Annotated in this window: 18 protein-coding genes; 3 read left to right on the forward strand and 15 right to left on the reverse strand. The window is 37.5% G+C overall.

Features of this window, described 5'->3' with window-relative positions; all coding sequences use genetic code 11:
- Positions 1–7: 7 nt before the first annotated feature.
- The 3 genes from EKM66_RS07755 to EKM66_RS07765 form a co-directional block, all read right to left on the reverse strand.
- The gene (locus tag EKM66_RS07755) at positions 8–5722 is read right to left on the reverse strand and encodes an SLAP domain-containing protein (protein ID WP_125763314.1); all 5715 of its coding nucleotides are present in this window, start codon (positions 5720–5722) and stop codon (positions 8–10) included.
- Between the two features lie 114 nt (positions 5723–5836).
- Positions 5837–10909, reverse strand: a complete 5073-nt coding sequence (locus EKM66_RS07760; RefSeq protein WP_125763316.1) for an SLAP domain-containing protein — start codon at positions 10907–10909, stop codon at positions 5837–5839.
- A gap of 203 nt (positions 10910–11112) precedes the next feature.
- The gene (locus EKM66_RS07765) at positions 11113–11964 is read right to left on the reverse strand and encodes a YitT family protein (RefSeq protein WP_125763318.1); all 852 of its coding nucleotides are present in this window, start codon (positions 11962–11964) and stop codon (positions 11113–11115) included.
- A 140-nt stretch (positions 11965–12104) separates the two neighbouring features.
- On the opposite strand from EKM66_RS07765, the gene EKM66_RS07770 reads away from it, so the two are divergent.
- The gene (locus EKM66_RS07770) at positions 12105–12968 is read left to right on the forward strand and encodes an NAD(P)-dependent oxidoreductase (protein ID WP_125763320.1); all 864 of its coding nucleotides are present in this window, start codon (positions 12105–12107) and stop codon (positions 12966–12968) included.
- Between the two features lie 67 nt (positions 12969–13035).
- Here EKM66_RS07770 and EKM66_RS07775 read toward each other — a convergent pair whose 3' ends face one another.
- The 6 genes from EKM66_RS07775 to EKM66_RS07800 all read right to left on the reverse strand — a co-directional run bounded on the left by EKM66_RS07775 (position 13036) and on the right by EKM66_RS07800 (position 16803).
- A complete protein-coding gene (locus tag EKM66_RS07775) occupies positions 13036–13239 on the reverse strand; it encodes a DUF6440 family protein (protein ID WP_125763322.1) in 204 nt (67 codons plus the stop codon).
- Positions 13223–13651, reverse strand: coding sequence for a DUF805 domain-containing protein (locus EKM66_RS07780; RefSeq protein ID WP_125763324.1), 429 nt, complete (start codon positions 13649–13651; stop codon positions 13223–13225). Before EKM66_RS07780 ends, EKM66_RS07775 begins: the two co-directional genes overlap by 17 nt.
- Before the next feature lie 23 nt (positions 13652–13674).
- Positions 13675–14016 (reverse strand): fluoride efflux transporter FluC, encoded by a 342-nt coding sequence (locus EKM66_RS07785; RefSeq protein WP_125763326.1) that lies wholly within the window; start codon positions 14014–14016, stop codon positions 13675–13677.
- Positions 14016–14426, reverse strand: a complete 411-nt coding sequence (gene crcB, locus EKM66_RS07790; protein ID WP_125763328.1) for a fluoride efflux transporter CrcB — start codon at positions 14424–14426, stop codon at positions 14016–14018. Before crcB ends, EKM66_RS07785 begins: the two co-directional genes overlap by 1 nt.
- A gap of 495 nt (positions 14427–14921) precedes the next feature.
- The gene (gnd, locus tag EKM66_RS07795) at positions 14922–15821 is read right to left on the reverse strand and encodes a phosphogluconate dehydrogenase (NAD(+)-dependent, decarboxylating) (protein ID WP_125763330.1); all 900 of its coding nucleotides are present in this window, start codon (positions 15819–15821) and stop codon (positions 14922–14924) included.
- Positions 15822–16254: 433 nt separating this feature from the next.
- Complete coding sequence (locus EKM66_RS07800; protein ID WP_125763332.1) at positions 16255–16803, reverse strand: hypothetical protein; 549 nt, start codon at positions 16801–16803, stop codon at positions 16255–16257.
- Positions 16804–16999: 196 nt separating this feature from the next.
- On the opposite strand from EKM66_RS07800, the gene EKM66_RS07805 reads away from it, so the two are divergent.
- A complete protein-coding gene (locus tag EKM66_RS07805; RefSeq protein ID WP_125763334.1) occupies positions 17000–18385 on the forward strand; it encodes a hemolysin family protein in 1386 nt (461 codons plus the stop codon).
- Between the two features lie 473 nt (positions 18386–18858).
- Here the strand turns inward: EKM66_RS07805 and EKM66_RS07810 are convergent, their stop codons facing one another.
- From EKM66_RS07810 to EKM66_RS07835, 6 genes are all read right to left on the reverse strand, one after another.
- Complete coding sequence (locus tag EKM66_RS07810) at positions 18859–19140, reverse strand: type II toxin-antitoxin system RelE family toxin (RefSeq protein WP_125763336.1); 282 nt, start codon at positions 19138–19140, stop codon at positions 18859–18861.
- Positions 19121–19348, reverse strand: a complete 228-nt coding sequence (gene relB, locus EKM66_RS07815) for a type II toxin-antitoxin system RelB family antitoxin (protein WP_125763338.1) — start codon at positions 19346–19348, stop codon at positions 19121–19123. The genes EKM66_RS07810 and relB overlap by 20 nt, the downstream gene beginning before the upstream one ends.
- A gap of 100 nt (positions 19349–19448) precedes the next feature.
- Complete coding sequence (locus tag EKM66_RS07820) at positions 19449–19835, reverse strand: iron-sulfur cluster biosynthesis family protein (RefSeq protein WP_125763340.1); 387 nt, start codon at positions 19833–19835, stop codon at positions 19449–19451.
- Positions 19836–19851: 16 nt separating this feature from the next.
- Positions 19852–20217: an iron-sulfur cluster biosynthesis family protein gene (locus tag EKM66_RS07825; RefSeq protein WP_125763342.1), complete on the reverse strand. Its 366-nt coding sequence runs from the start codon at positions 20215–20217 to the stop codon at positions 19852–19854.
- Between the two features lie 18 nt (positions 20218–20235).
- On the reverse strand, positions 20236–21054 hold the full coding sequence (locus tag EKM66_RS07830) for a hypothetical protein (RefSeq protein ID WP_125763344.1): 819 nt from the start codon (positions 21052–21054) through the stop codon (positions 20236–20238).
- Positions 21055–21060: 6 nt separating this feature from the next.
- On the reverse strand, positions 21061–21723 hold the full coding sequence (locus tag EKM66_RS07835) for an HAD hydrolase-like protein (RefSeq protein ID WP_125763346.1): 663 nt from the start codon (positions 21721–21723) through the stop codon (positions 21061–21063).
- A gap of 79 nt (positions 21724–21802) precedes the next feature.
- On the opposite strand from EKM66_RS07835, the gene EKM66_RS07840 reads away from it, so the two are divergent.
- Positions 21803–24139: an HAD-IC family P-type ATPase gene (locus EKM66_RS07840; RefSeq protein WP_125763348.1), complete on the forward strand. Its 2337-nt coding sequence runs from the start codon at positions 21803–21805 to the stop codon at positions 24137–24139.
- Positions 24140–24167 lie beyond the last annotated feature (28 nt).

Consider the following 24167-nt stretch of genomic DNA (forward strand, 5'->3'; position numbering starts at 1 on the left):
TATATTACTAATTTGGCAAAACGTCTGACATCTTAACGAATGCATCATCTGCAATACGATAATAACTTACCCCACTAATAGTTACTATTCTATCGGCCCTATAGGATGTATTAGCTGGTAAAGTTTCGTCCATTTTATTTCCACGTTCATCATACACAGGAACAATATTACTATTTGTCCTGACTACTTTGTCCGTGTACTGATATAGATAAACTTGATCAAGTTTTGCGAACTCACCAGTGGCAACACGATAATACTTATTACCATTGATAAGCGCATATCTGTCAGTTACCCATTCACTTGATGGTGCGAGTGAGCGATTCTTAACTGGATTCCCGAGATAATTTATCAAATCGCCAATTTGATCATCATAGACTTTGATATATGACTTCTTCATTGGTTCGTAGACGTATACATCACTAGCTTTGGCAAATTCTCCAGTTGCGACACGATAGTATTTCACTCCATTTAGAGTGTATTCTTCATCGCTATACCAACCTGAGTTAACCGCTAGAGCACGGTTTCTAACTATTTCACCTTTGTCATTGTACAAAGTTACGATTTGACCAGTTGTGGCAACATTTTGTGACTTTTTGACTATTGTTCCTGTATCAGATTCTCCGTTATTGTCGGAATTGCCAGAGTTGTCGGTATTGGAGCCTGTATTATTACCAGAATTGTTGTTTTCGTCAGCTTTGTATTGGACATTCAAGTTCATAACATTTCCGGCTTTGGAATCGTCTTCATTGGTATCTGTCGCAAATGCTGATGACTTTCCATTAGCGTCGGTCAAAATGGCTTTTACTAAGTCACTCATCTTTGCGGTATCTGTTGATAATCCGTAAGCGTTGGCTAAATCACTCAACTTCTTACCATCGACTGTTGAATTATTCCAATCAACTTTTTTATCAGACAATCCCTTCACATCTGTTGGAGCCTGTCCGTACATTGGAACATTCGTTGATACAGTTGTTAAAGGTTTTTTGTTTGAATCAGTTTGATTGATATTCAAAGTTAAGTAATCACTGATTGTTGGAATGGAGACAGTGTAAGTATCGTTATCGGTCAAGGTAATGGTTGCCGGACTATCTGCCTTATGACCTGCCAACTTGCCACTCAAAGTCCCTTCTTTGACCAATTGGGTAATTGTTGGAAGAGTAACCTTATCTCCAACTCTACCTGTTTGAGACTTGTCAGAATATATTGTTGTTCCGTCACTTGTCACATAGTTAACGGTGTAGTTAACTTTCGGTGTAAGATATGACAATTTCAAAGTTTCATCAGTAGTTACTAGGTTATCTGAATCAGAATCTGGTGTTAAATTCTTAGATTCACTACCTTTATCGGCAACGTATTTAATCAAATCATCTACTGATTTAATGGTTGTATTGCCTACCTTCACATTTGACCAATCGACATCTTGATCTGACAACGTTGAAATAGCATCTTGAACATCTTTATCAGCAGTATTTCCATATTTTGGAATACTGATTTCTTCAGACTTTCCATTACCGTTGATTGTTAGTTTGTAGTAACCATTTATTTTTGAAACACTGATGTTATAAGTTTTTTGACCAGATACCACTTTTTGCGTTGTATCAACGCTACCTGCGGCATAACCTGGTTGAGCATTTGTTCCTAGCGGTGCAACTTCTACTGGATCTCCCACATCACCTGTATGAGTACCTGGTTCTGAATATAGAACTTTAGTGTTATCGTCTTCAGCAACGTAGTTGACATTATATGTGACTTGCTCTTTATAAGCCAAATCAAGTGTTTGATTAGTAGTTGATGGAATTGTATCAGTTGTAGCACCAGCATTCTTAGCTAGTTCAGTTGAAGCAGCATTCTCTTTAGCAATCAAACCTGATACATAATCTAATAATGATGTTTGACCATCAATTCCCATGCCCTTCCAATCTATATGATCCGTTGAGAATTTATCAACTGCTGTTTGGATATCGCCATCACTAGCAGAACCATATCTTGGAACATTGATTGTTGCAGAGGTAGCGGCATTATTAGAATCTTTTCCCTTAATGTTTAAAGTATAATAATAATCAACTGTCGGAACATTAATATCATATGTAATATCTCCGCTATCTGAAACTACTTGCGTAATATCGACACTACCTGCAGCATATCCTGGACTGACTGCATCTGGTCCGAATTCGCCTAGAGTCTTAGTCTCAACCGGTTGTCCAACATCACTAGTATGATCCGCTGGATCTTCAAATAACATTTCTATTGTTCCATCTGCATTTTTATGCACATATCTAACTTTATATGTTGCTTGTTTTGTCTTGTATTGAAGTACATATGTGTCAACAAATGGGAATCTATCAGTATTCGAATCATTCGCAATAATCATTGAAGCTCCAATAGATGCATCATTAGATGGAACTATTACTCCTTCATTGATTAAATCTATTACATTTGATGGAGTTTTATAGACTTCAGCATCATCCAATGATTTACCTAAATTTCCATCTACTATATCACCCGATGTAAAGAGGGATTTGTAATAATCTATCTCAAGATTCTTAACTTTATCATTATCCAAAATATCACTACTTAAAGTATCTGCTGTACCGTACATTGGAATATTTACATCAATGCTATTGAGTTCTTCACCATCAATGCCATTTTGAATAATATGAATTTCATAATAGTTCTCACTAGCAGTTTTAGGAACAGTAACATAATAATCTTGAGTTTCATTTAATATATTTGAACTACCAGGATCAATATTAACAGTATTAGCGGCATATGACGGTGTAATCTTTCCTAGCTGTTTCAATGTACTAATTTGGATTGGATCTCCAACATATCCTTTATTATTAGGTACACTTAAGAATTCATCTTTTTGTCCTTCTAATCTATAGTGAACCGTATAATTAACTTCTTGTTTGTAAACAACATTGAGACTTTGCATAATAGTTGTCAGATTATCAGAATCAGTAGTTTCAGTAACTTCTGATGCGAGCTTTGTAGATTCCTCATTGCGTGTCTTCAACAATTCGTTAATAAAGGCTGCTAATGAACTGTCAGTTGGTGCCTCGACAACTTTTCCATCCAGAGTTGTCTTAGCCCAATCGACTTTATCAGTTGGTAATGCATTTAATGCTTTATCAATATCATCTTGAGTGGCAGGACCATACGCCGGCACGTTAATAGTAGACTCTGCATCATCTTTGGAATTGGTAATGCTCAATTGATAATAATCATTTATTTTAGGAACCTTAATCGTATACGTACAATTAGATTCTCCATCATAAGTAACTTGTGGTTCTTCATCAGAAATCTTGTTAGCTGCATGACCTGAGACAATTTGCTTCAATTGCCCTAATGTTTGTATAGTCATCGGAATATTTAATTGTCCATCAATCGGTTGAGCCGTAAATATTTCCTTATTACTATCCTCATCTACATACTTTGTTGTATTGGTTACTTTAACAGGATTGTAAACCAGATTTAACGAGAATGTGGCCGAAGAAGTTGACTTTCCTTGGCTCATAAGGCTATCCATACTACTCATAAAGAATTTATTTAACATAGTTAATAGATCAGCTGCCTTGGTATTTGGAGGTAAAGGATCTTCAGGTGTAAGCGGATCATCTATTTCATGATTTCTATAGAACTCAAGAACTTGACCGTAAGTTAAATCGTTAACTCCTATAAGATCAGATAGCTTAACTGTCAGATCGTCATCAACAATATGGATTTTTATCCCTGTGTTATCCAAATCAACTGTTCTATTCTTCTCTAGTTGTGGCTGCAAAGCTTCAAATGTAACGTTATTTTCATCAGGTGCATTATACTCAACTTTTTTAGTAATAGTATTTGTGCATATTGTTTCTTTAGTAGGCAATATTTCATTTTCTGTTACATCAAAATTCCACGGTTGTACTTTAGCCACGGTAAATTCATACGTATAGTCTTTAACATCAGGTACCACATCCAATCCTAGCAAAGGTAACTTAGTAGATGGTCCACTAACCTTCACAGCGGTTTTTGAATATCCAGGGAAATCGGGATTCACTTTTATTTCCGAATTAGGTACTCCCCAATTATTAGCTACTACATTGTCTTTACCTGGCACATCAATAGGAGACATATCTTCATTCAAATAATGAATTTCATATGGCACTCTTCCATAAATTGCTTTCCAAGTTGTTACAGTTCTTAATGATGGGGCATAGTATTCTCCACCTACACTGTATGAATTGATAAGATCTGCAGTATTAAATCTTTTATTTATATTATTTGTGTCATACCATCCCTTAGAATAAATAGCGGATTCTTTATCTAATTCAGAATTAGTCAAATCAATATCACTACTAATCGTTATACTATTCAGACTAGAAATGTCACCTAATATCCCGTTATTACCCATTCCATTTGTAGCACTAATAGAAAAATGGAAACCAGAAATATCTAAACTCTCAAGGTTATCATCATTGGAAAACATGTAAGCTCCCAACACATTTTCAGCTGTTATGTCGGAAAAATTTATATTTTTTAAATTATGGTTTTCAGCAAAGGCCCTTGTCATCATTGAATTACTAAAATTTAGCCCTGATAAATCTGCGCTTTCAATACCACTCCTATAAAAAAAGTGGGTAAAATCAGATTCATCTTTTATTTGATTCTTCCATCCACTTAAATCTATTTCTCTTAAGCTGGATGTATTCATAAACATACTTCTAAATATCTTGGTTTGAGACACATCTAAGTTCGATATATTTATTTCGTTAATATCACTTAAACCAGAAAATAAACTATCTAAATCATCTCCAGCCACTGTTCTCTCAGAAAAAATAACCTTTTTTATTTTGTTACTATTAGGATAATCGCAAAATCTTCTAAACTTAGCATCATCATTAACATCCCCCACTGAATATGGATCAACAACAATACCAGGACCAATGTGTAAAGTACCTATATCATCCACATACCATTTACTACCACCTTCCACTGGAATTTGTAATTTAAAATCTGAGGATTCATAATCTGCATCACTAAAATCACTTGACGGAGTCTCAACATCTTTCACAGCATTATTGCTATCATTAATGGTTTTAATATTATCCACACTTGATTCAGGATCCGAAGTATTAATATTCTTTTGTGGTTCTACAGATAAATTATCAGCACTAACTTCATTGTGCTGACTTACATCTGAACTTTTAACATAAACATCATAACTATCCTGTCCGGATTTCAAAGTTATATTAGTGGAAACAGTATTCAATGAATTATCTGAATAAACTTCTGTAGAATCATATCCATCTGGAGTTAATCCCAAATCTTTAAGCGACTGAACTGTGACCGATTCTCCATCAGTTCCGTTTGTGCCTGTAACTGTCTTAAGAATCTGACCACCTTGACTGCCACCAACGGCAACATAGTTAATTGCATAGTTGAACGTATCTGCTACATTTGAATTTGGTTGAACTGCTTTATCATTATCTGTGCTTGCTACATTTGAAGCAGTCTGATCATTTGACGGTTCAGCGGTTGGTGTTACATTTTGTGTCGTTGCCGCATCTGAAGCCGATTCAGTTACATCAGCCTTAACAGTATTGATTGTTGAAGCTCCCAGTAACATTGCTCCACCTACAAAAGCTAATGTTGACTTAACAACCCAATTTTTACCTGATTTATATAATTTCTTTCTCATTATGGCATTCGGATCACGCTTTAATTGTTGAAATCTCATAGTCCACACTCCCCGACATTTTACATTCTATGTATTCGCTTATATTATATAACGATTTTTATATATTTACCTTACACAAAAAAAGAAGCCTCCAAAAAAGGCTTCTTTTTTTGCTTAATTTGGCAAAACATCAGACTTCTTAACAAATTCATCATCTGCAATACGATAATAACTTACGCCATTAATAGTAACTATCATATCGGCTGTATACGATATATTTGCTGGCAAAGTTATATTCAACTTAACACCACGTTCGTTATAAACGGGAACAGTTCTGTTTGTTTTAACATTTTGCTTGATACTTTCATATTTATAAACCTGATCAAGTTTCGCAAACTCACCAGTAGCAACACGATAATACTTCTCACCTTTGATGATTGCATATCTATCAGTTACCCACTCACTTGATGATGCAAGTGAACGATTCTTAATTGGATCACCTAAGTCATCGACCAAGTTACCGATTTGATCATTATAAACTCGAATATCAGATTTTTTCATTGGTTCGTAAGCATATACAGCATCAACTTTGGCGAATTCGTCAGTAGCAACACGATAGTACTTCTCACCTTTGAATGTATAAATCTCATCACTATACCAAGCCGTATTAGTACCCAAAGCACGATTACGGACAATGTCGCCTTGCTTATTATACAAGGTTACAATCTGACCCGTTGTAGCAATATCTTGTGGCTTCTTAACTATTGTTCCAGTGTCAGAATCATCAGTGTTATTATCCGAATTATCTGTGTTGGAACCTGTATTACTATCTGAGTTGTTACTCTCATCAGCTTTGTAAGTGACATCGAGGTTCAGCGTATTTCCGGCCTTGGTATCATCAGCGGTGTTATCCTTCGCAAATGAATTTGAAGTAGTATTTACTTCGGTCAAAACAGCCTTAACTAAGTCATTCAGACTTGCACTGTCAATTGATAATCCCAGCTTACTTGCAAGATTGCTCAATGTCATACCATCAACTGAGGTTCCATCATTTAGTTTGAAGTTCCCACTGACTTTGGAGTTATCCCAATCGACTTTCTTATCAGATAATCCGGCTACGTCAGTTGAAGCTTGTCCGTACATTGGAACATTTGTGGAAACAGTCGCTAATGGCTTCTTATCAGAATCAGTTTGAGAAATATTCAAAGTTAAGTAATCGGCAACCGTTGGAACTTTGACATCATAATTGTTATCACTAGTCAAAGTAATTGAAGCTGGACTATCAGCACTATAACCTGCAACTTTATTCTTCAAAGCACCATTTTGAACTAACTGACTGATTGTTGGAACGTCAACTTTATCTCCAACTCGACCAGATTGACCGGTCTCAGAATACAAAACTTTGGTTGGATCATTGCTTGATACATAGTTGATTGTGTAATCAACCTTTGGTGCTAGATAGGCTAAGTTCAAAGTTTGACTAGTTGTTGGCAAGTCATCAGAATCGTATGACAACTTCGATGAATTTTGATTTTGTTCAGAAATCAAACTATCGATATATGAAGTTAAATCACTAGCCGATGCAACTGTGGCATCACCTAATTTGGTATTCGCCCAATCAATATCAGTTCCTGACACCCTAGCAATTGAATCCTTAACTGAGGCGTCATCAGCTGAACCGTATTTTGGAACACTGATGGTTGCAGAAGCGGTCTTGTTATTGGCATCCCTACCATTGATAGTCAAATCATAATAATCGTTGGTCGTTGGAACAGTGACATCATACGTTGTTTCAGATGTAATTGTTCCCACATCACCAATCTTGTTAGCTGCATAACCTGGTTTAACTTGTTTGAGATTGGCTAATGTATCGGCGACCACTGGATCTCCGACATATCCGGTATTAGAAGTTGTGTACAAGACTGTCTCGCCATCAGCTCCGAGATAGTTAACTTTATACGTTACTTGTTCTTTATAACCGACGTCCAAAGTTTGACTAACAGTTGGCTGTGTATCAGTTGTCGCGCTGGCATTCTTAGCCAAATCCGTTGATGCGGTATTTTCTTTAGCAATTAAATCTTTAATATAGCTATCCAATGATGCTGGATTACTAATTGTTTCATTGTTTAATTGCAAGTTGCTCAAATCTATATGTTCACTTGATAAGTCAGCAACAGCATTTTGAACCGTTGTATCATCAACTGAACCGTATCTTGGAATACTGATACTTGTGGAGATATCCTTGCCATCCGCGTCTTTCCCATTGATTGTTAGTTTGTAATAATCATTTACTGTTGGAACTTGAACATCGTAAGTATCTTGACCAGAAACAATTTCTGGTGCTACACCGACGCTTGTTGCAGCGTACCCTGGTCTGATTTGGTTAAGATTTGCTAAAGTATCGATTTTTACTGGATCTCCAACATTGCCGACTTGTTTATTAGAATCCGAATACAATATTGTTTTCCCATCAGTTCCTACATAATTGACGTTATATCCGACTTGTTCTTTGTATGCTATATCAAATGTATAGATGTATGGGGTAGATGCAACAGTATCATAATCATTCTGTTCTAGACTCCATGTATTATTGCCATCTATACCCAGATTGAACATACTCTCTAACGCAGAGTTAGTATTACTAGTCACAACAGATGAAAGATTATGGTCACCTCCTCCATCATGTAGGTTCACCGTGGACTTATCTTTATCCAATTGGTAATTATCTATATCGAAGCAACCCTTGCTTACATGAGCAGCTTCTCCATACATAGGAAAATCAACCCATTGTGTTTGAATAACCTTTCCCGTATTTTCATCCCTTTGAATAATTTCATATTGAAGGAAATATTTACTTAGGGTCTTAGGCACGGTGACATAATAATCAACAACTCCATCTTTCAACACTTGGCTATCTGAATCGATATTGACAATATTGACGGCATAGCCTGGTATTTTAGCTTTTAACTTGCCGTCCCTTACTAATTCACCGATTGTTGGAACCGTTATATTACTTCCTATTATTCCAGTGGCAGATACGGACACAGGTACAGATGCAGATGTTAATTGCTCTCCATCTTCAGATTGATAATTCAATGTATAGTTAACTTTATTAGACAGATACACAAGCGTAACAACTAAGCGATCATTTGATAAAGAGCTGGGATCTTGATTCTCCAACTCCTCAAACATTTGAACAAGGTTATTAACTAAATAAGCTCCCGTTGTTGAGCTAGGCAAGGATGCAGATGGAGAATCACTCCCATCAATCTGAGCTTCAAGCATTTGATTCCAAGTAAAGTCCGTGTCATTAAATTTATCCGATAACTTGTGGTTTAAAGCATTTCCTCCAACTTCCATATCAAAGCTAGTATTATCAAGATCCAACTTTCTATTTTTTTCCAGCTCTCCTGTAACTTTAGACACAGCGGCAGTATTATTATCTGCATTATTATATTCCAAATCAGCAAAATGAGAATCTACCAGAGTCTCAGGTTCCTCAGCTTCATAAACTGTAAGTTTCTGTTTCACAACAGTTGGCACTTTCAAATTAATTATTTGGGGATTTGTGGCTGTACCAGTGGATAACGTAGTAACGGATCCATCAGAAAGAACTCCTGTTTTTGAATAACCCGGTATATTCACGTCCAAAGGTATTGGACTTCCAGATGGTGCTATACCTGTAACAACATAATCTTTACCACCAACTTTCAATGGATTATTAGTTTCAGCATCAAAATAATGAATTTCATAAGATACCTGCACGTCAATAGCGGTCCATGTTACTATTCCACCTTTACGTGTATCCGTACTTCCGGCACTATAAATACCATTTAACTCCTTATTGCTTATTTGATTATTGCCATCAGTCCAACCATTAAAGTTTCTTACTGTATATACTTTATCTTCTCCATTTTCATTTTTTACCTTAGTGAATGTCTGAGATAAACTTACGCCGTACAAAACCATATCACTGTTAAGTTTCAATTTTCTTAAGTTATTTGTACCATCAAACATTTGAGAATCATTATCTGAAACAAAATAGAAGTTTGAAAGGTCTATGCTTTCTAGAGCATTATCCCCCTGAAATGCCGCACCGGCATTGGAAACATTTTGTGGAGTTGTATTTGGCAATTCAACATTTGTTAACTGCTCATCATACCTAAAGATGCCATAAATATTCGTTCCATCATCAAGTGGTCCATTTAAATTAAATCCTGAAATATTAACGTTTGTAACTCCACTATTTGAAAACATATATGTGAAAGAACTTCCAGCTAACATGTTTTTCCACCCAGATAAATCTAACGATTTCAACTTTGAAGTATTAGAAAACATGCCATTAAAAAATTTGGTTTTAGATACATCCAGATTATTAATATCTACACTTTCCAGATTTTTAAGCGAATTAAAATACGATTGGAGACTTGTACCGGCTACGGTTCCTTTTTCAAAAACAGCTTTTTTAATGTCATCATTATAACTATATGCATTCCAAGTGCTACCCTGACTACCGTCAACTGTTGGATTAGCTACTATACCAGGTCCAATATACAATGTCCCATCAGTATCTAAATACCACTGGCTACCTGTACCAAGATCTATTCCTTGATTTGTACCATCATCAATGAAAAATTTTCCTTGATGATCCGCAGCTATATTTGATGGAATAGTAAATGCGCTGCTATCAGATATCGTCTGTGTGTCATTAGTTGTATCACTTGCCGTAGTTGAATCTGCAATATCAATATTTTCTGCATCAACTGGTTCATTTTCCGCTTTTGGTTTTACATTATCAGTTGGAGCTAATTGTGCATCTTTAGTTTCATTTACAGCATCAGTGCCTGAACTGGGTACATTTTGTTGTGGCTCAACACCTGTATTATCTTTATTTTGTTGCTCACCGACTGTGGTATTAGTCGATGTATTTGTTTGCTCATTTTCAGTATTTTGTTTATCTTCATTCAAAGATTGATCAGTAACTTGTGATGAGTCATCCGTGGTAGTGGGAGTCTCAGTTCCAGAACCACTAGAACTCCTATTCGAACCTTGCACAACCTCAGTGTTGTCCTGATTACCAGTCGAACTATCAACAGCATCAGCTTGAACAGAAGTTGCACCCATGCCTAACATTGCAAGTCCGCCGACAAATGTCAAAGTCGACATGACTACCCAATTCTTACCTGACTTATATAATTTTTTTCTCATTACAGCATTTGGATCATGCTTTAATTGTTGAAACCTCATATTATGTCACTCCCCTGCTTATATGACTCCATAATAGTCTTAAACTTTATAAAATGATTAATAAAATTTCTGAAAACAAAAAGGGAGCCTGCAAAAAGGCTTCCTTTTGGTGTTTTAAAATTTAGTTTGACGAAACGTCAGGCATTTCATATTGTGATCATCTGACAAAATAACATTTAACATAATTTCAATCCTGCTACGAATTAGTTATCGCTAAAGTTACCCTTAATTTCAACAGTAGGTTGAATATTTATGAACGCAGTTGGATCGATTCTCAATACAACTTTCTTAGCGAAGAATAATTCATACTTCGTCAAAACCATAGTAATTGAGCCAATCCGCTCACCTGAATAAGCTCCAGTTAGGTTGTAATCAAGTGTTATTCCACGATGGATTGATTGCAATAATTCTTTGGAAATTTTATCAATAGCATGTGAATAAACCACGACGGTAACCTTTTGCTGCTGAATGTACATCTTGTCTACTAATACGTTCGAGATGTAAATTGACACCATTGTGTACAATGCTAGTTCCCATCCGAAGACAAATCCGGCAACGACAACGATCATTGCATTAACCGCAAAACTGACTTGTCCGACTGTTCGTCCGGTACTCTTCTGCACAATCAAGGCGATAACATCGGTCCCACCAGTCGAGAATCCGTTTCTAAAACAAATACCAATACCAACTCCAGTCATCACTCCACCAAAGACTGATGCAAGCATCGGATCGTTCGTCACTGGGTGTAGCGGAATGAACAGGATACAAATTGAAGCTGACACGATAGCAATTAATGAAAGAATAGTAAACTTCTTACCAAGCTTCAGCCATGAAACAACTACTAGCGGAATATTGAAGATAAAATACCATAAATAAACTTGTGTATTAACATGTGCAAATTGTTCCAATAAATTGACTACCAACTGTGAGGCACCCATGACCCCACTAGTGTAGATTTTTGATGGCTGCAAAAACAGCTGAATCCCCATCGCTGAGGTCACTCCATAGAACATCGCGGCCAGTATACTCTTATAATATTTTTTGATGAATTCCATGAAATCACCCCTTTTTGTATTTAGAAAACGATAACATTTTGCTCTCCAATCCTGATTATATATCACGGACCGTCAAAACCCCACCACTATTTGACTAGAGTATACTAAAGATATCTAATAACTAATTTGGAGGTCATTTTATGCAAAAATTAGGTTTCATCGGAACAGGTGTCATGGGTTCCGGAATTATCAATAATTTGCTTAAGGCGGGCTATGAGGTCAACATCTATACCCGCACTGAATCTAAGGCAGAACCTCTTTTGAAAAAGGGTGCCAAGTGGTTCGCTAGTCCAAAAGAAGTAACTGAGAATTCTGACTGGATCTTCTCAATGGTTGGTTTCCCACAAGATGTCAAAGACGTTTACTTCAAGGATAACGGTGTATTCGCCGGTCTGAAGTCTGGTCAAACAATTATCGATATGACAACTAGCACACCTACCCTTGCCAAAGAAATCGGTGAGAAAGCCGAAAAGTTAGGCGTTAAAACTCTAGATGCCCCAGTATCTGGTGGCGACATTGGTGCTCGTGATGGTAAATTGACGATCATAGTCGGCGGCTCAAAAGAAGCCTTCGATGAATTGGTTCCTTTATTTGAAGTAATCGGTCAAACTAACCACTACTTCGGATCATACGGCGCTGGCCAACACGCTAAGATGGCCAACCAAATCATGATTGCCGGTACAATGACTGGTATGACCGAAATGTTTGTTTATGCTAAGGCTGCTGGTTTGGATATGCAATCAATTTTGAAGACCGTTAGCGGTGGCAGTGCCAACAACTGGAGTCTTGAGAATTATGGACCACGTGTTCTCGATGGAGACTTCAAGCCCGGATTTTACTCTAAGCACTTCTTGAAGGACTTAAGAATTGCACTGGATGAGAGCGAGAAGATGGGACTTGACTTACCCGCAACTAAACAAGCTAAATCCTTGTATGAGAAGTTGGTTGATGAAAAGAACCTGGGTAATGATGGTACACAAGCATTGATCAAATTATGGTGGTAAAAAAATGGACTCGCAAAATTTTGCGAGTCCTTTTGTTTATTCCTATCTTCGATAATAAGAAGAATTTTTATGCCTGAACATAATCAGGATTCAACAATGGCTTGCCGTCTTTATCCACAAGCACAGTCATACCTGAGCCAATATTAGGGTAAATTCCTAAAACGTACTGCACACCAGTCGTCGTATCAGTAATAATATCCACCATATGTGCACCGTTAGTACTACCGGACTCTACATGGAAACGTTCTTCTTTTTTATCCTTCTTGAACATATTTATCCCACCCATTGTTATTATTTTGTTGCGGTAAACACATCAATACAAGCATCATAATTTCACCGATTCCTGGCAAAACATATGACAACATCCACCAACCACGCATATTGCGGTCATGTAGTCGACGAATTGAAGCATTCCAGACTGAAATAATATAGTAACCAAATGTCATAACCAAAGCGATGGACCAGATGGAGCTCCAGTAAAAATCATTCATCGGCATAATTGTGACCAACCAGCCAAAGAAACTGATTAATACCACTGAGATCAAAGACATTCCGAAGAATCCCCACCAATAATCAGCACGGCTCATTCGCTTAGCACCGACGAACATATCTTGAAAATACAATTTTGTTGAATTAATAAGATTGGGACGACTACTTTCGTTCCAAATTTCTTTTTCTTCCATGAATATACCTTCTCTTAAACGAGTTACAAATTTATGCCAACTACAAATCCTAATATACCAATAATATAAGTTAATGCAAAATATAAGAAGCATCTGACGAATCTTTTTTGGAACCACAATTGGCTGAGTTCCATATTCATTGTACCGTAAGTTGTGAATCCACCGCAGAATCCTGTGCCCAGAAACAACAATAATGAACCGTTGTGGATATGTGCGGTAAAGATTCCTAACGCAAATGCTCCCACAATATTTATCAACAGGGTCATGATTGGGAAGTCTACTTTGATCTTTTGTGACAAGGATGTGAGCTCATTTCTCAAGAAAGCTCCGATTCCAGCACCAAATCCTACTATAAATACTGACATCAATCTTTGCCCCTTTCTGCATAGTCCACGAAGGCACGACTTGCTGCCAAATAATTACCGAGCAATGCACAGATGAATCCACCGACAATTGTAATTGTTAAATAAGTTATCAACATTATCCAACTTCCAGACTGATAAAGTCGATACGTGTCCGCAGTAAATGTGGAAAAAGTTGTGTATGATCCTAATAATCCGGTGCTTAATGCTAGGATCATTTTTGATGATAAATGGAATCTATCTTGAAGATAGTGAATTAAAAATGGCAGTATCAACGCTCCACTTAAATTAGCAACTAGTGTTCCGTACGGGAATCCACTGCTGGTTTTGAATAATAAACTTTCTCCATAGCGGAGATTGCTTCCGATAAATGCGCCTATGAAGATGATTAGGAAAGTTTTTAATTTTTGCATTTTGTCACCTCAATCCTTATAGGATAGCATAGAAAAACAGTGACCTAGATTTTAGGTCACTGTTTTTTGTTTGTATTTTTGAAACGAGTTGCGAAAGGTTGAACCTTTGTGCTTTGATATTTCCTAAACGTGCTTACAAAAGACAACACCCTCCGCTTACTACGTCTAATAATCGCACCAACTTCGTTGGTACAATCATTAGCCTAGGTAATGCTCGAGTGTTCCCGTCTTTTGACACACTCTATTCTCTATTCTAAAACGAGTTGCGAAAGGGCAAACCTCTGTGCTTACTACGCCCAGTGACTTCACCACTTCGTGGTAAAGTCACTGGCCTAGGTAATGCTCGAGGTCTGAACGCCCTTTCTCCACTCTCTGTTTTAAAACGAGCTATGAAAGCCAGATTCCTGTGCCTGCTACGGATAACAAATGCACCAACTGCGTTGGCACCTTCGCTATCCTAGGCAGTGCTCAGAATCTCCCGGCTTTCTCCGCTCTCTACTTCTTATCCACGTCATGTCCACCGAACTCATTACGTAATGCGGCAACGACTTTTCCTGTCATTGTATCGTCTTCCAATGAACGGTATCTCATCATCAATGATGCGGCAATGACTGGTGTTGGTACTTGTAATTTCAAGGCTTCATCAAGTGTCCACTTTCCTTCACCTGATGAGTGCATTACACCTTTGATTTCGTCCAAATTTGGATCTTTTGAGAAGGCTGATTGTGCTAATTCCATCAACCATCCTCGGATAACTGAACCGTGTGACCAAACTTTGGCTACGGCTTCGTTGTCATAATCGAATTGGCTGTGTGCCAAGACGTCGAATCCTTCAGCTACGGCTTGCATCATTCCATATTCGATACCATTGTGGACCATCTTCAAATAGTGACCACTTCCGGCTTTGCCTGTGTATAAGTATCCATCAGTTTGTGCGATACCCTTAAAAATTGGTTCGATGTAACTGAACAATTCAGCATCGTCGCCACCGATCATGAAGTTACCATCATGATTAGCACCGTCCATACCACCGGAAGTTCCTACATCGAAGAATTTGATTCCTTTGTTCTTAAGAATTTCGTTATGTTTAAGAGAATCTTCATAGAATGAATTTCCCCCATCAATAACAATGTCATTTTGATCTAGCAATTCACTTAAAGTGTCAATAGTTGAATTAGTTGGATTACCAGCTGGAAGCATTACCCAGATGATACGTGGTGCAGCCAAGTTCTTAACTGCATCTTCCAAACTATCAACCACTGTAGCACCAAGTTTTACAGCATCTTTCTTTGCATCTTCGTTCAAATCAAATGCTACAACTTCGTTGTTGTTTCTAATTAAATTCTCAGTCAAGTTGATCCCCATCTTGCCGAGTCCAATCATTGCTAATTTCAAAATAAATCCTCCTAGATTTTTTTACCATTCAATAGTATACGGGATAGTTCGGTTTTTGGGAACAAAAAATAGGATATAAGTCGCATGTATGCGTTTATATCCTATGAATTTTAGTTTAGATATGGTTTGGTGGTTCTAAAACGCGTTTACAAAGGACAACTCCCTGCGCTTACTACGCTCCATTCTCTATTCCAAAACGAGTTGCGAAAGGGCAAACCTCTGTGCTTACTACGCCCAATGACTTCACCACTTCGTGGTAAAATCACTGGCCTAGGTAATGCTCGAGGTCTGAACGCCCTTTCTCCACTCTCTATTTTAAAACGAGCTGCGAAAGCCAGATTCCTGTGCCTGCTACGGATAACAAATGCACCAACTACGTTGGCACCTTCGTTATCCTAGGCAGTGCTCAGAATCTCCCGGCTTTCTCCACTCTCTATTTTACGAACCTATTCCACCAGTGTCCCTTATTCTCTTCATGTTCTTCATGAACTTGTTCATTCACTTTTTCTTTAATAACGGCATCAGCTGTACGTTTGCTTTCTTCTTTAAATCTATCGAATTGGCTTTGTAAGCTGTCTTTTTCTTCTTTGGCGTCAGCTAATTGTTGTTTCAAGTCAGCGATTGTTTCTTCTGACTTCTTAGCTTCGTCTTTCAAAGTTGAAATTGTCTTTTGTAGTTCTGTGACTTTGCCATCATTTCCGTCGGTAGTTTCAGCTTCTGCATCAGCTACTGGGAAGATTTGTTTAGCCGCTGAATCCAGGGTCATCTTTGGTCTGTGACCTAGTTCAACCATTTCTTTGAAATCATCCAGATTCTTTGATGTGTACAAACGGTTATTTTGACTATTACGTTCAAAGTAATCTGAATTACCTGTTGTATGTTCCACGATCAATGAATATTTACGCAATGTTGCAACGCTGATCCCCAAACCTTCCGCTGCTTTGGCTGGAGTTAAAAATTTACTGCTCTTTGCTCTACTCAAAAGTATTTCCCCCGATATGTCTCTATTAGTCTAATTATAAAAATAAAGTGTCCGACTTTCAACCACCAAATCGTACTTGATGTACTGATATAGGTAGTAATCAGTATATTTTGTCTAAATTATTGTTATACTAATCATAGATTGTACTACTTTAGGTGTATAATTCTTCTTACTACAGAAAAGGGGAAATGATATATTGTCAAGTTCCACTATAACAACTAATTTAATCATAATTTTAGTCACTTTTATCTTTGCTTTCTTCTTCGTGGCTGCTGAGTTTGCGTTAGTACAAACACGTCCTAGTCAATTGGAAGATGAGATTGCTAAGGGCGACGGAAATCAGAAGAAACTAAAACGTGCGTTGATGATGGTCAACAACTTAAACGAATACTTATCCACAACTCAGGTTGGTACTAGTATCGCTGGTATCATCTTAGGTTGGATCGGTGAAAGTACGATCGAGTATTTGTTGGTAGATTTCTTCGGAATCATCCATCTATCAAATGGCAACGGTGGTCTACATGCTCTTGGTTCGATCATCGGTGTTCTACTTCTAACATATTTAGAAGTTGTTCTTACTGAAATTGTTCCTAAGAATGTTTCAATTGATATGCCATTGAAAATGTTAATGCTAACAGTTACACCAATGCGTATCTTCCACTTATCAGTCTACCCATTCGTATGGTTGCTGAATGTATCAGCTTCTGGAATCGTCAAACTGATGGGATTGAAACCTGCTGATTCAGAAAACGAAGTCTTCTCTCAATCAGAAATTCTTCGTCTTTCTAAGTCAGCTGTTCAAGGCGGTGACATGGACCAAAACGATGTTGTATTCATGCAACGTGCCTTCGAACTAAACGATAAAGTTGCCAAAGACATCATGGTCGATCGTACTAGTTTGTACGTTGTCGATATTACTGACAAGGTCAAAGATGTTTTGAAAGACTACTTGCAACAAGGATTCTCAAGATTCCCTGTTGTTGCTGACAATGATAAGGATAAGGTTCTTGGTTACGTCTATGCTTATGATATTGTTCGTCAGAATCAAGTTGACGGCGACATCGGTATCAGCCGTATCTTGAGATCAGTGAATACTGTTCCTGAAACAATGCCTATTCAAGATATTCTTTCTAAAATGATCAAGAAACAGACACCTATCGTCGTTGTTGTCGATGAATACGGTGGTACTAGTGGTATCGTTACTGATAAAGATATTTATGAAGAATTATTCGGAACTGTCAAAGATGAGATCGATGATGTTTCTGATGAATATATCGTTAAGAATTCAGATGGCAGTTACAATGTTTCTGGTAAGACTACCCTCTATGATTTCGAACGTTACTTCAGAACTGATATCCCTGAATTCCAAGAATCAGATATTATCACTATCGGTGGTTATATCATTGAGAAGTATCCAAATATCAATCAAGACTTCGCATTCACAATGAATAATTTCAGATTCAAAGTTGCCGAATTCGATCACGGATTCGTTAACTGGTTCAGAGTTTCAGTTGATAAGACAGCTGTTACTAAACAAGATAATTTAGCTTCATTAACTGATGTTGATGATTTGAAAGAATAACAAAAAGCAGGTAAATTCAAATTACGAATTTACCTGCTTTTTTGACGCCTACGATTTAAAATAGCGGACCTGCAGTTGGACCGATTTCAGCCAAGGTCTGAAATCTTGCTTTTGAACTCCGAAGAACACGGATTTCAAAAGACATCCTGTGCTGTATGAACGGAAATCCACCGTTCGACACCACTATAACTGCTGGTCCACTATTTTAACTCTTCGGCTAATTTATATGGAATTGAACTATTCAAATAAAATAAGCTGGAGGTTAAAAAATATTTCATTTGCCGTGAAAATGTTGTTTGAACGGAGATTTTTCCGTTCATTACAACATGGGACGAGCTTTAAGATTTGCAAAGCAAAGCTTAAAGTCGAAGTCTGAGACCGCTTTTCAGGCTCGGACTGATCCCCACGGTATATGAAATATTTTTTAATCGGAAGCGAAAACAAAAAAGAACTCACAAATGTGAGTCCCACAATCAAGATTTATTATAAATATCTCGTCTATGACCAATTGTAATAGCTGTAACTACAAGCCTCTCGTCTTCTATTTCAACAATTACTCTATAATTCCCGATTCTATATCTCCATTCACCACTATGATTGGCAGTTAATCCCTTACCATGTTTCCTAGGATCGTCTGTTCCATCTATATTTTGATATAACCAACGAGTAATCAAAGCTGACTGATATTTATCCATTTTCTTCAACTGTCTAACTGAATCTTTAGTAAACACTAGCTTATAGTTGACCGAACTCATCCAGAACCTCTTTCATGGATACAGTTTCTTTGTTGTCTTCTAAATATCTTTTATGCGCAACTTCAGCAACCTGTCGATCATACTCATCTTCTAATTGTTCCATTGAATAGTTCTTTACTAAATCTGATAGAGAAATACCATAAAAATCTGCCATGTATTTTAACCATTCCTTTTCTTTATCTGAGACCCGAACAGTAATCATTGCCATAACCTATCAACTCCTCTGTAATTCATTGTAATACATAAATAAATTCAAAAAAAGAAATATGATTAAAACAAAAAAGACTCACAAAATGTGAGTCCCATAATTAACAGCCGCCACCCATAGTAACGGTATTAGCTTTAACAGCATCCCAATCAACAATGTTAACCGCACCATCAACAAGTTCACGGTCATTCTTGAAGACGATCATCTTTGTTTTAGGATTTATTTCCAATTGCATACCACTTTGAATATAATCATCAGCAATTTTCTTGAAATAAATTGGTCCCAGATCACTATCCAAGGCTATTTCATAATCTGACTTCGATGCATCCGGATCAATAGCGATGAATCTGAACTTAGTAACCAAGGCACAGTTACCTTCAGCAGAATATGGTCCAAGTCCATTGTCGAGGTCTAGCAAAAGTGTCTTGCCAGCATCAACGTATGGTTGTAACTTTTCTTTAACTTCATTAGTCATTTCAATTCTCATTAATCTCGACTTCTTCCTAGGCGTTAGCCTTAACAACGTCGTAATCAATGATATTAACAGCGTTATCAATAATTTCTTTTGTATTCTTGAATATCAACAATTGAGTCTTAGGATTTACTTCCAGCTTCAGACCATCATCAAGGAAGTCTTCAGCACTTTGTTTGTAGTAAATCTCACCAATGTTGCTATCTAGTTGTATAGGATAATCAGACAAATCTTCATTGGCGCTTACTACGATAATTCTAAACTTAGTGATCAAAGCACAATCGCCTTCACCAGAAAAACGTCCAAATCCGTCATCAAGGTCCAAAATAACCTTTTTGCCAGCATCAACGTATGATTGCAATTTGTTTTTTGCTTCATTTGTAAGTTCAATTTTCATTGTATACGCACCTCTACCTTATCTATATTTGTACTTTCCGGTACTACCCCAGTCAACCATACTTCCGATAAACAGCATAAAGACGATTGATATATAGCTTAGGAATATTCCGTTGAGAATATTATACAAAACATCGCGGATATTGTATTCAATATTGCTTGCGATAAGATCTTGTAGAGGATAATAAGTACCCGCCAACAGAAGTGCGAGTAAGATTGAAGTAATTATTCCGACTGTCCCCAAATGATGGAGGAACATCACAGTCGAGCCGACTTTTGACCACAATCGCAGTGCCAATAAAACAAAAATGACACCTGAGATAATTATTGTCATCTTAATGACCTTCTGCATAGTTTGCAGCTGCGTCAGCATCGACTCGATTGGTCCAATATCGTCCTCGATGATTTGATTCATGATACCCTTGTTCGAATTAATAGAAGAATCAATCTCACTATCAATATTCAAACCATTCTTGTTAGCTGTTCTTTTGAGATTATCACCAATCGTCTCGAGAATAACATCCCCAATAGTCAAATTGGTATCATCATCATACACATCGTCAACTGATGCACTTATAATTTTTTTAATATCCGCTTCACTCATATCAGTCGCCGACAGGTTCCCTACTGCAGAGTAACTGTTGACCAAACGTCCCAACTTCTGATTAGTGTAGCTGCGTATCAAAGACACATTCGTATCACTGGTCACAACTTTTTTGACATAATCACGGTTGAAGACAGTGGACAGAGTTATCCCCAAGAAGACGATTATCATTAAACAAAGCGATAATAAGACTAAAGTGAATCCATGACGATTATATGATAATGATTTACTCATGATTGATTACTTCTCCATAGCTAATTTTACAATGTCTTGCGGTGTGTTAACAATCCATTCACAATGAGCTTCATCAAGCTCTTCATGTGTACCAAAGCCGTATGTCACCCCAATGGCCTTAAGATTGTTCTTGTGCGCCCCTACAATATCACTGCTACGGTCCCCAACCATAACTAGATTATTCATGTTTAGATCTACTGATGTTTTCTTGATACCATATGCTATCACGTCTTCCTTAAGTGTGCGAGTTTCTTCATCGTCACTTGCCCCAAAGACATGATGAATATATGGTTTCATACCTATTTGATCAATAATTTGTTTCGCAAATGTTTCTGGTTTAGATGTGGCGATAAACACTTCCTTACCAGCATCGTGAAGTCCCTTAAGCATCTCAGGAACGCCATCGTAAACATCGAATTGTTCCCAGCCATCGACTGCATAGTATTCACGGAAAGTATTGAACATTTCCTTGGCCTTGGGGTCGGTCAGTCCGACGCCGTCATACTTCTCAAAAGATGCTCCAAGTGTTGGTCCGATGAACTTTCTTAGTGTATCGTCGTCATGCGGAACATATCCGAGCGTATTCTTATACATATACTTAAAACTTTTCATGATTCCGCGTTCGGAATTAATAATAGTTCCGTCTAGATCAAAAAATAAATTGTTCAAATTATATTCATCCTTTTATGTTAAGTTTAGTGTGTAGAAATAATTATATCATCTATCAAATTTTGTCGCAGGTGAGTAAATGGTAAAAGTAAAAAGACCCACAAAATATACTGAGCTGACTGACGGTTTGACTCAAAAACAAGTCGATCAAAGAATCTCAGATGGACTAACTAATGTCCAAATAAAAAAGCTTTCACGTCCAATCCCAAAAATTCTTGCGGATAACTTATTTACCCTGTTCAACTTTGTCAACTTAGTAATCGCCATCTTGATATTCTGGACTGGATCATACCGTAATCTGTTCTTCCTCGGACCAGTCATTGCCAATATTATTATAGGTAGTTATCAAGAAATCCGCTCCAAGATAACAGTCGATAAGATCAGTCTAGTCAATGAACAGGACTTCCCTGTCATACGTAATGGTCAGCAGGTTGAAATTGCCATCGACGACTTGGTTGAAGATGACATTGTCTGTTTGAAACGTGGGAATACTATCCCCGCTGACGGTATCGTGCGTTCCTCCAATGGATTACAAACTAACGAATCTAGTATCACTGGTGAGGCTGATACGATTATCAAATCCACCGATGATGAAGTTTATTCTGGTAGCTTCGTAGTTGCTGGACAAGCCAAAATTCAACTAACTCAAGTGGGTCTAAATAGTTTCGTCTCACAAATTTCTAGTGCCGTGGGCAAAGACAAGCGTTCTGTCAGCGTCCTCATGAAGATAATTAATAACATCATTAAGATTCTAACATATACAATTATTCCCATTGGACTTCTTTTATTTTTCCGCTCATTCTTAAAGAATGGAAATATCGCCACTTCGATCCTAGGAACTTCGGCTTCCGTTATCGGAATGATTCCTGAAGGATTAGTTGTTTTAACTTCTATTGCCTTGGCAACTGGAGCGTACAACCTATCAAAGAAGAATATCTTGGTTCGTTCGCTAAGTGCCATCGAGACCTTAGCTCGTGTTGACACGTTGTGCCTGGACAAGACTGGTACGATCACAACTGGTAAATTAACCATTAAAGATACCTTATCCTACAATAATTACAGCGAAAATCAAGTACAGTCAATTGCTGCCAAAATTGTCGAAGTTACACAAGAGACTAACGCCACTGCCCAAGCTATCAACAAACTAGACATTGAGAGTTTCAAGGAAGAATCTATCGAAGTAATCCCTTTCTCATCTGAAACTAAGTATTCTGGATTCGTAGCTAAAGATGGAACTCGCTATATCATGGGTGCTCCAGAATTCATCATCAAGAACGCTTCAGAAGTCATCATGTCCAAAGTCGACTTAGCTGCTCAACAAGGATTCCGTGTTATTGCAGTGTTAAAAGAAAATAATGGAATTCAGACTTTATTGGGGCTACTAATGATATCCGATGAAGTCAGACCACAAGCAACCAGTACCTTCTCTTACTTAAAGAATCAAGGTATCGACTTGAAAATAATCTCTGGTGATAATCCAGTGACAGTTTCAAACGTTGCCGCACAAGCTGGTATTGACACTAACAATAGTTACATCGATATGAGCAAAGTAACTGATGAAGATTATTCTAATCTAGTCATGGACTACAAAGTCTTCGGACGTGTTCGTCCCAATCAAAAGGCTGACTTGATCAAAGCTATGCAACAAAACGGTTTGACGGTTGGTATGACTGGGGATGGTGTCAACGATGTTCTCGCCATGCGACAATCTGACTGTAGTGTCGCTATTCCTGGTGAAAGTGATGCCGCTGAAGCCGCAGCCGACTTCGTACTATTGAATCGCAACTTCGACTCCATGATTTATATGCTCAATGAAGGACGTCGTGTTATCAATAACGTTGAACGTGTCGCTTCACTATTCTTGATCAAAACAATTTACTCAGTAGTACTGTCGATTATGTTCATAATCTTAGGTACAGGATATCCATTCGAGCCTTCACAGCTCACACCGATCAATGCCTTAACAGTTGGTATACCAACCTTCATTCTGGCACTAGAGCCTAATTACACACCACCAGCTGGACGATTCATGCGTAACGTTATGGAGATTGCACTTCCTTCAGCCATCGTCAATATTCTGATGATAAGTATTATTTATTTTGTCGGCAATCATATGGGATTGTCATATCATACAACATCCACACTGTCAGTCTTCGCAATTGGTATTATCGGATACTGTGCATTAATATCTATCAGCAATCCATTAGTATTGCGAAAACAAGTCATGATTGCCGTATCATTCGTGCTATTCATACTAGCATTCATGTTCACTGACAAAGCCTTCGGATTACAGAGCATCTTAATATGGAGATATAGCTTCTTATACCTATCGATTTTCTTAGTATCATGGCCATTATTTATGTTCATGCGTGAAGTCCTTGGACGCAGAGTGTTTAGTCGAATTAATTGGAAGTAATACAGAGCGCGTCGAAGAGCGGTAACAC

The organism is Companilactobacillus hulinensis (assembly GCF_003946555.1).
GTDB classification, from domain to species: Bacteria; Bacillota; Bacilli; order Lactobacillales; family Lactobacillaceae; genus Companilactobacillus; species Companilactobacillus hulinensis.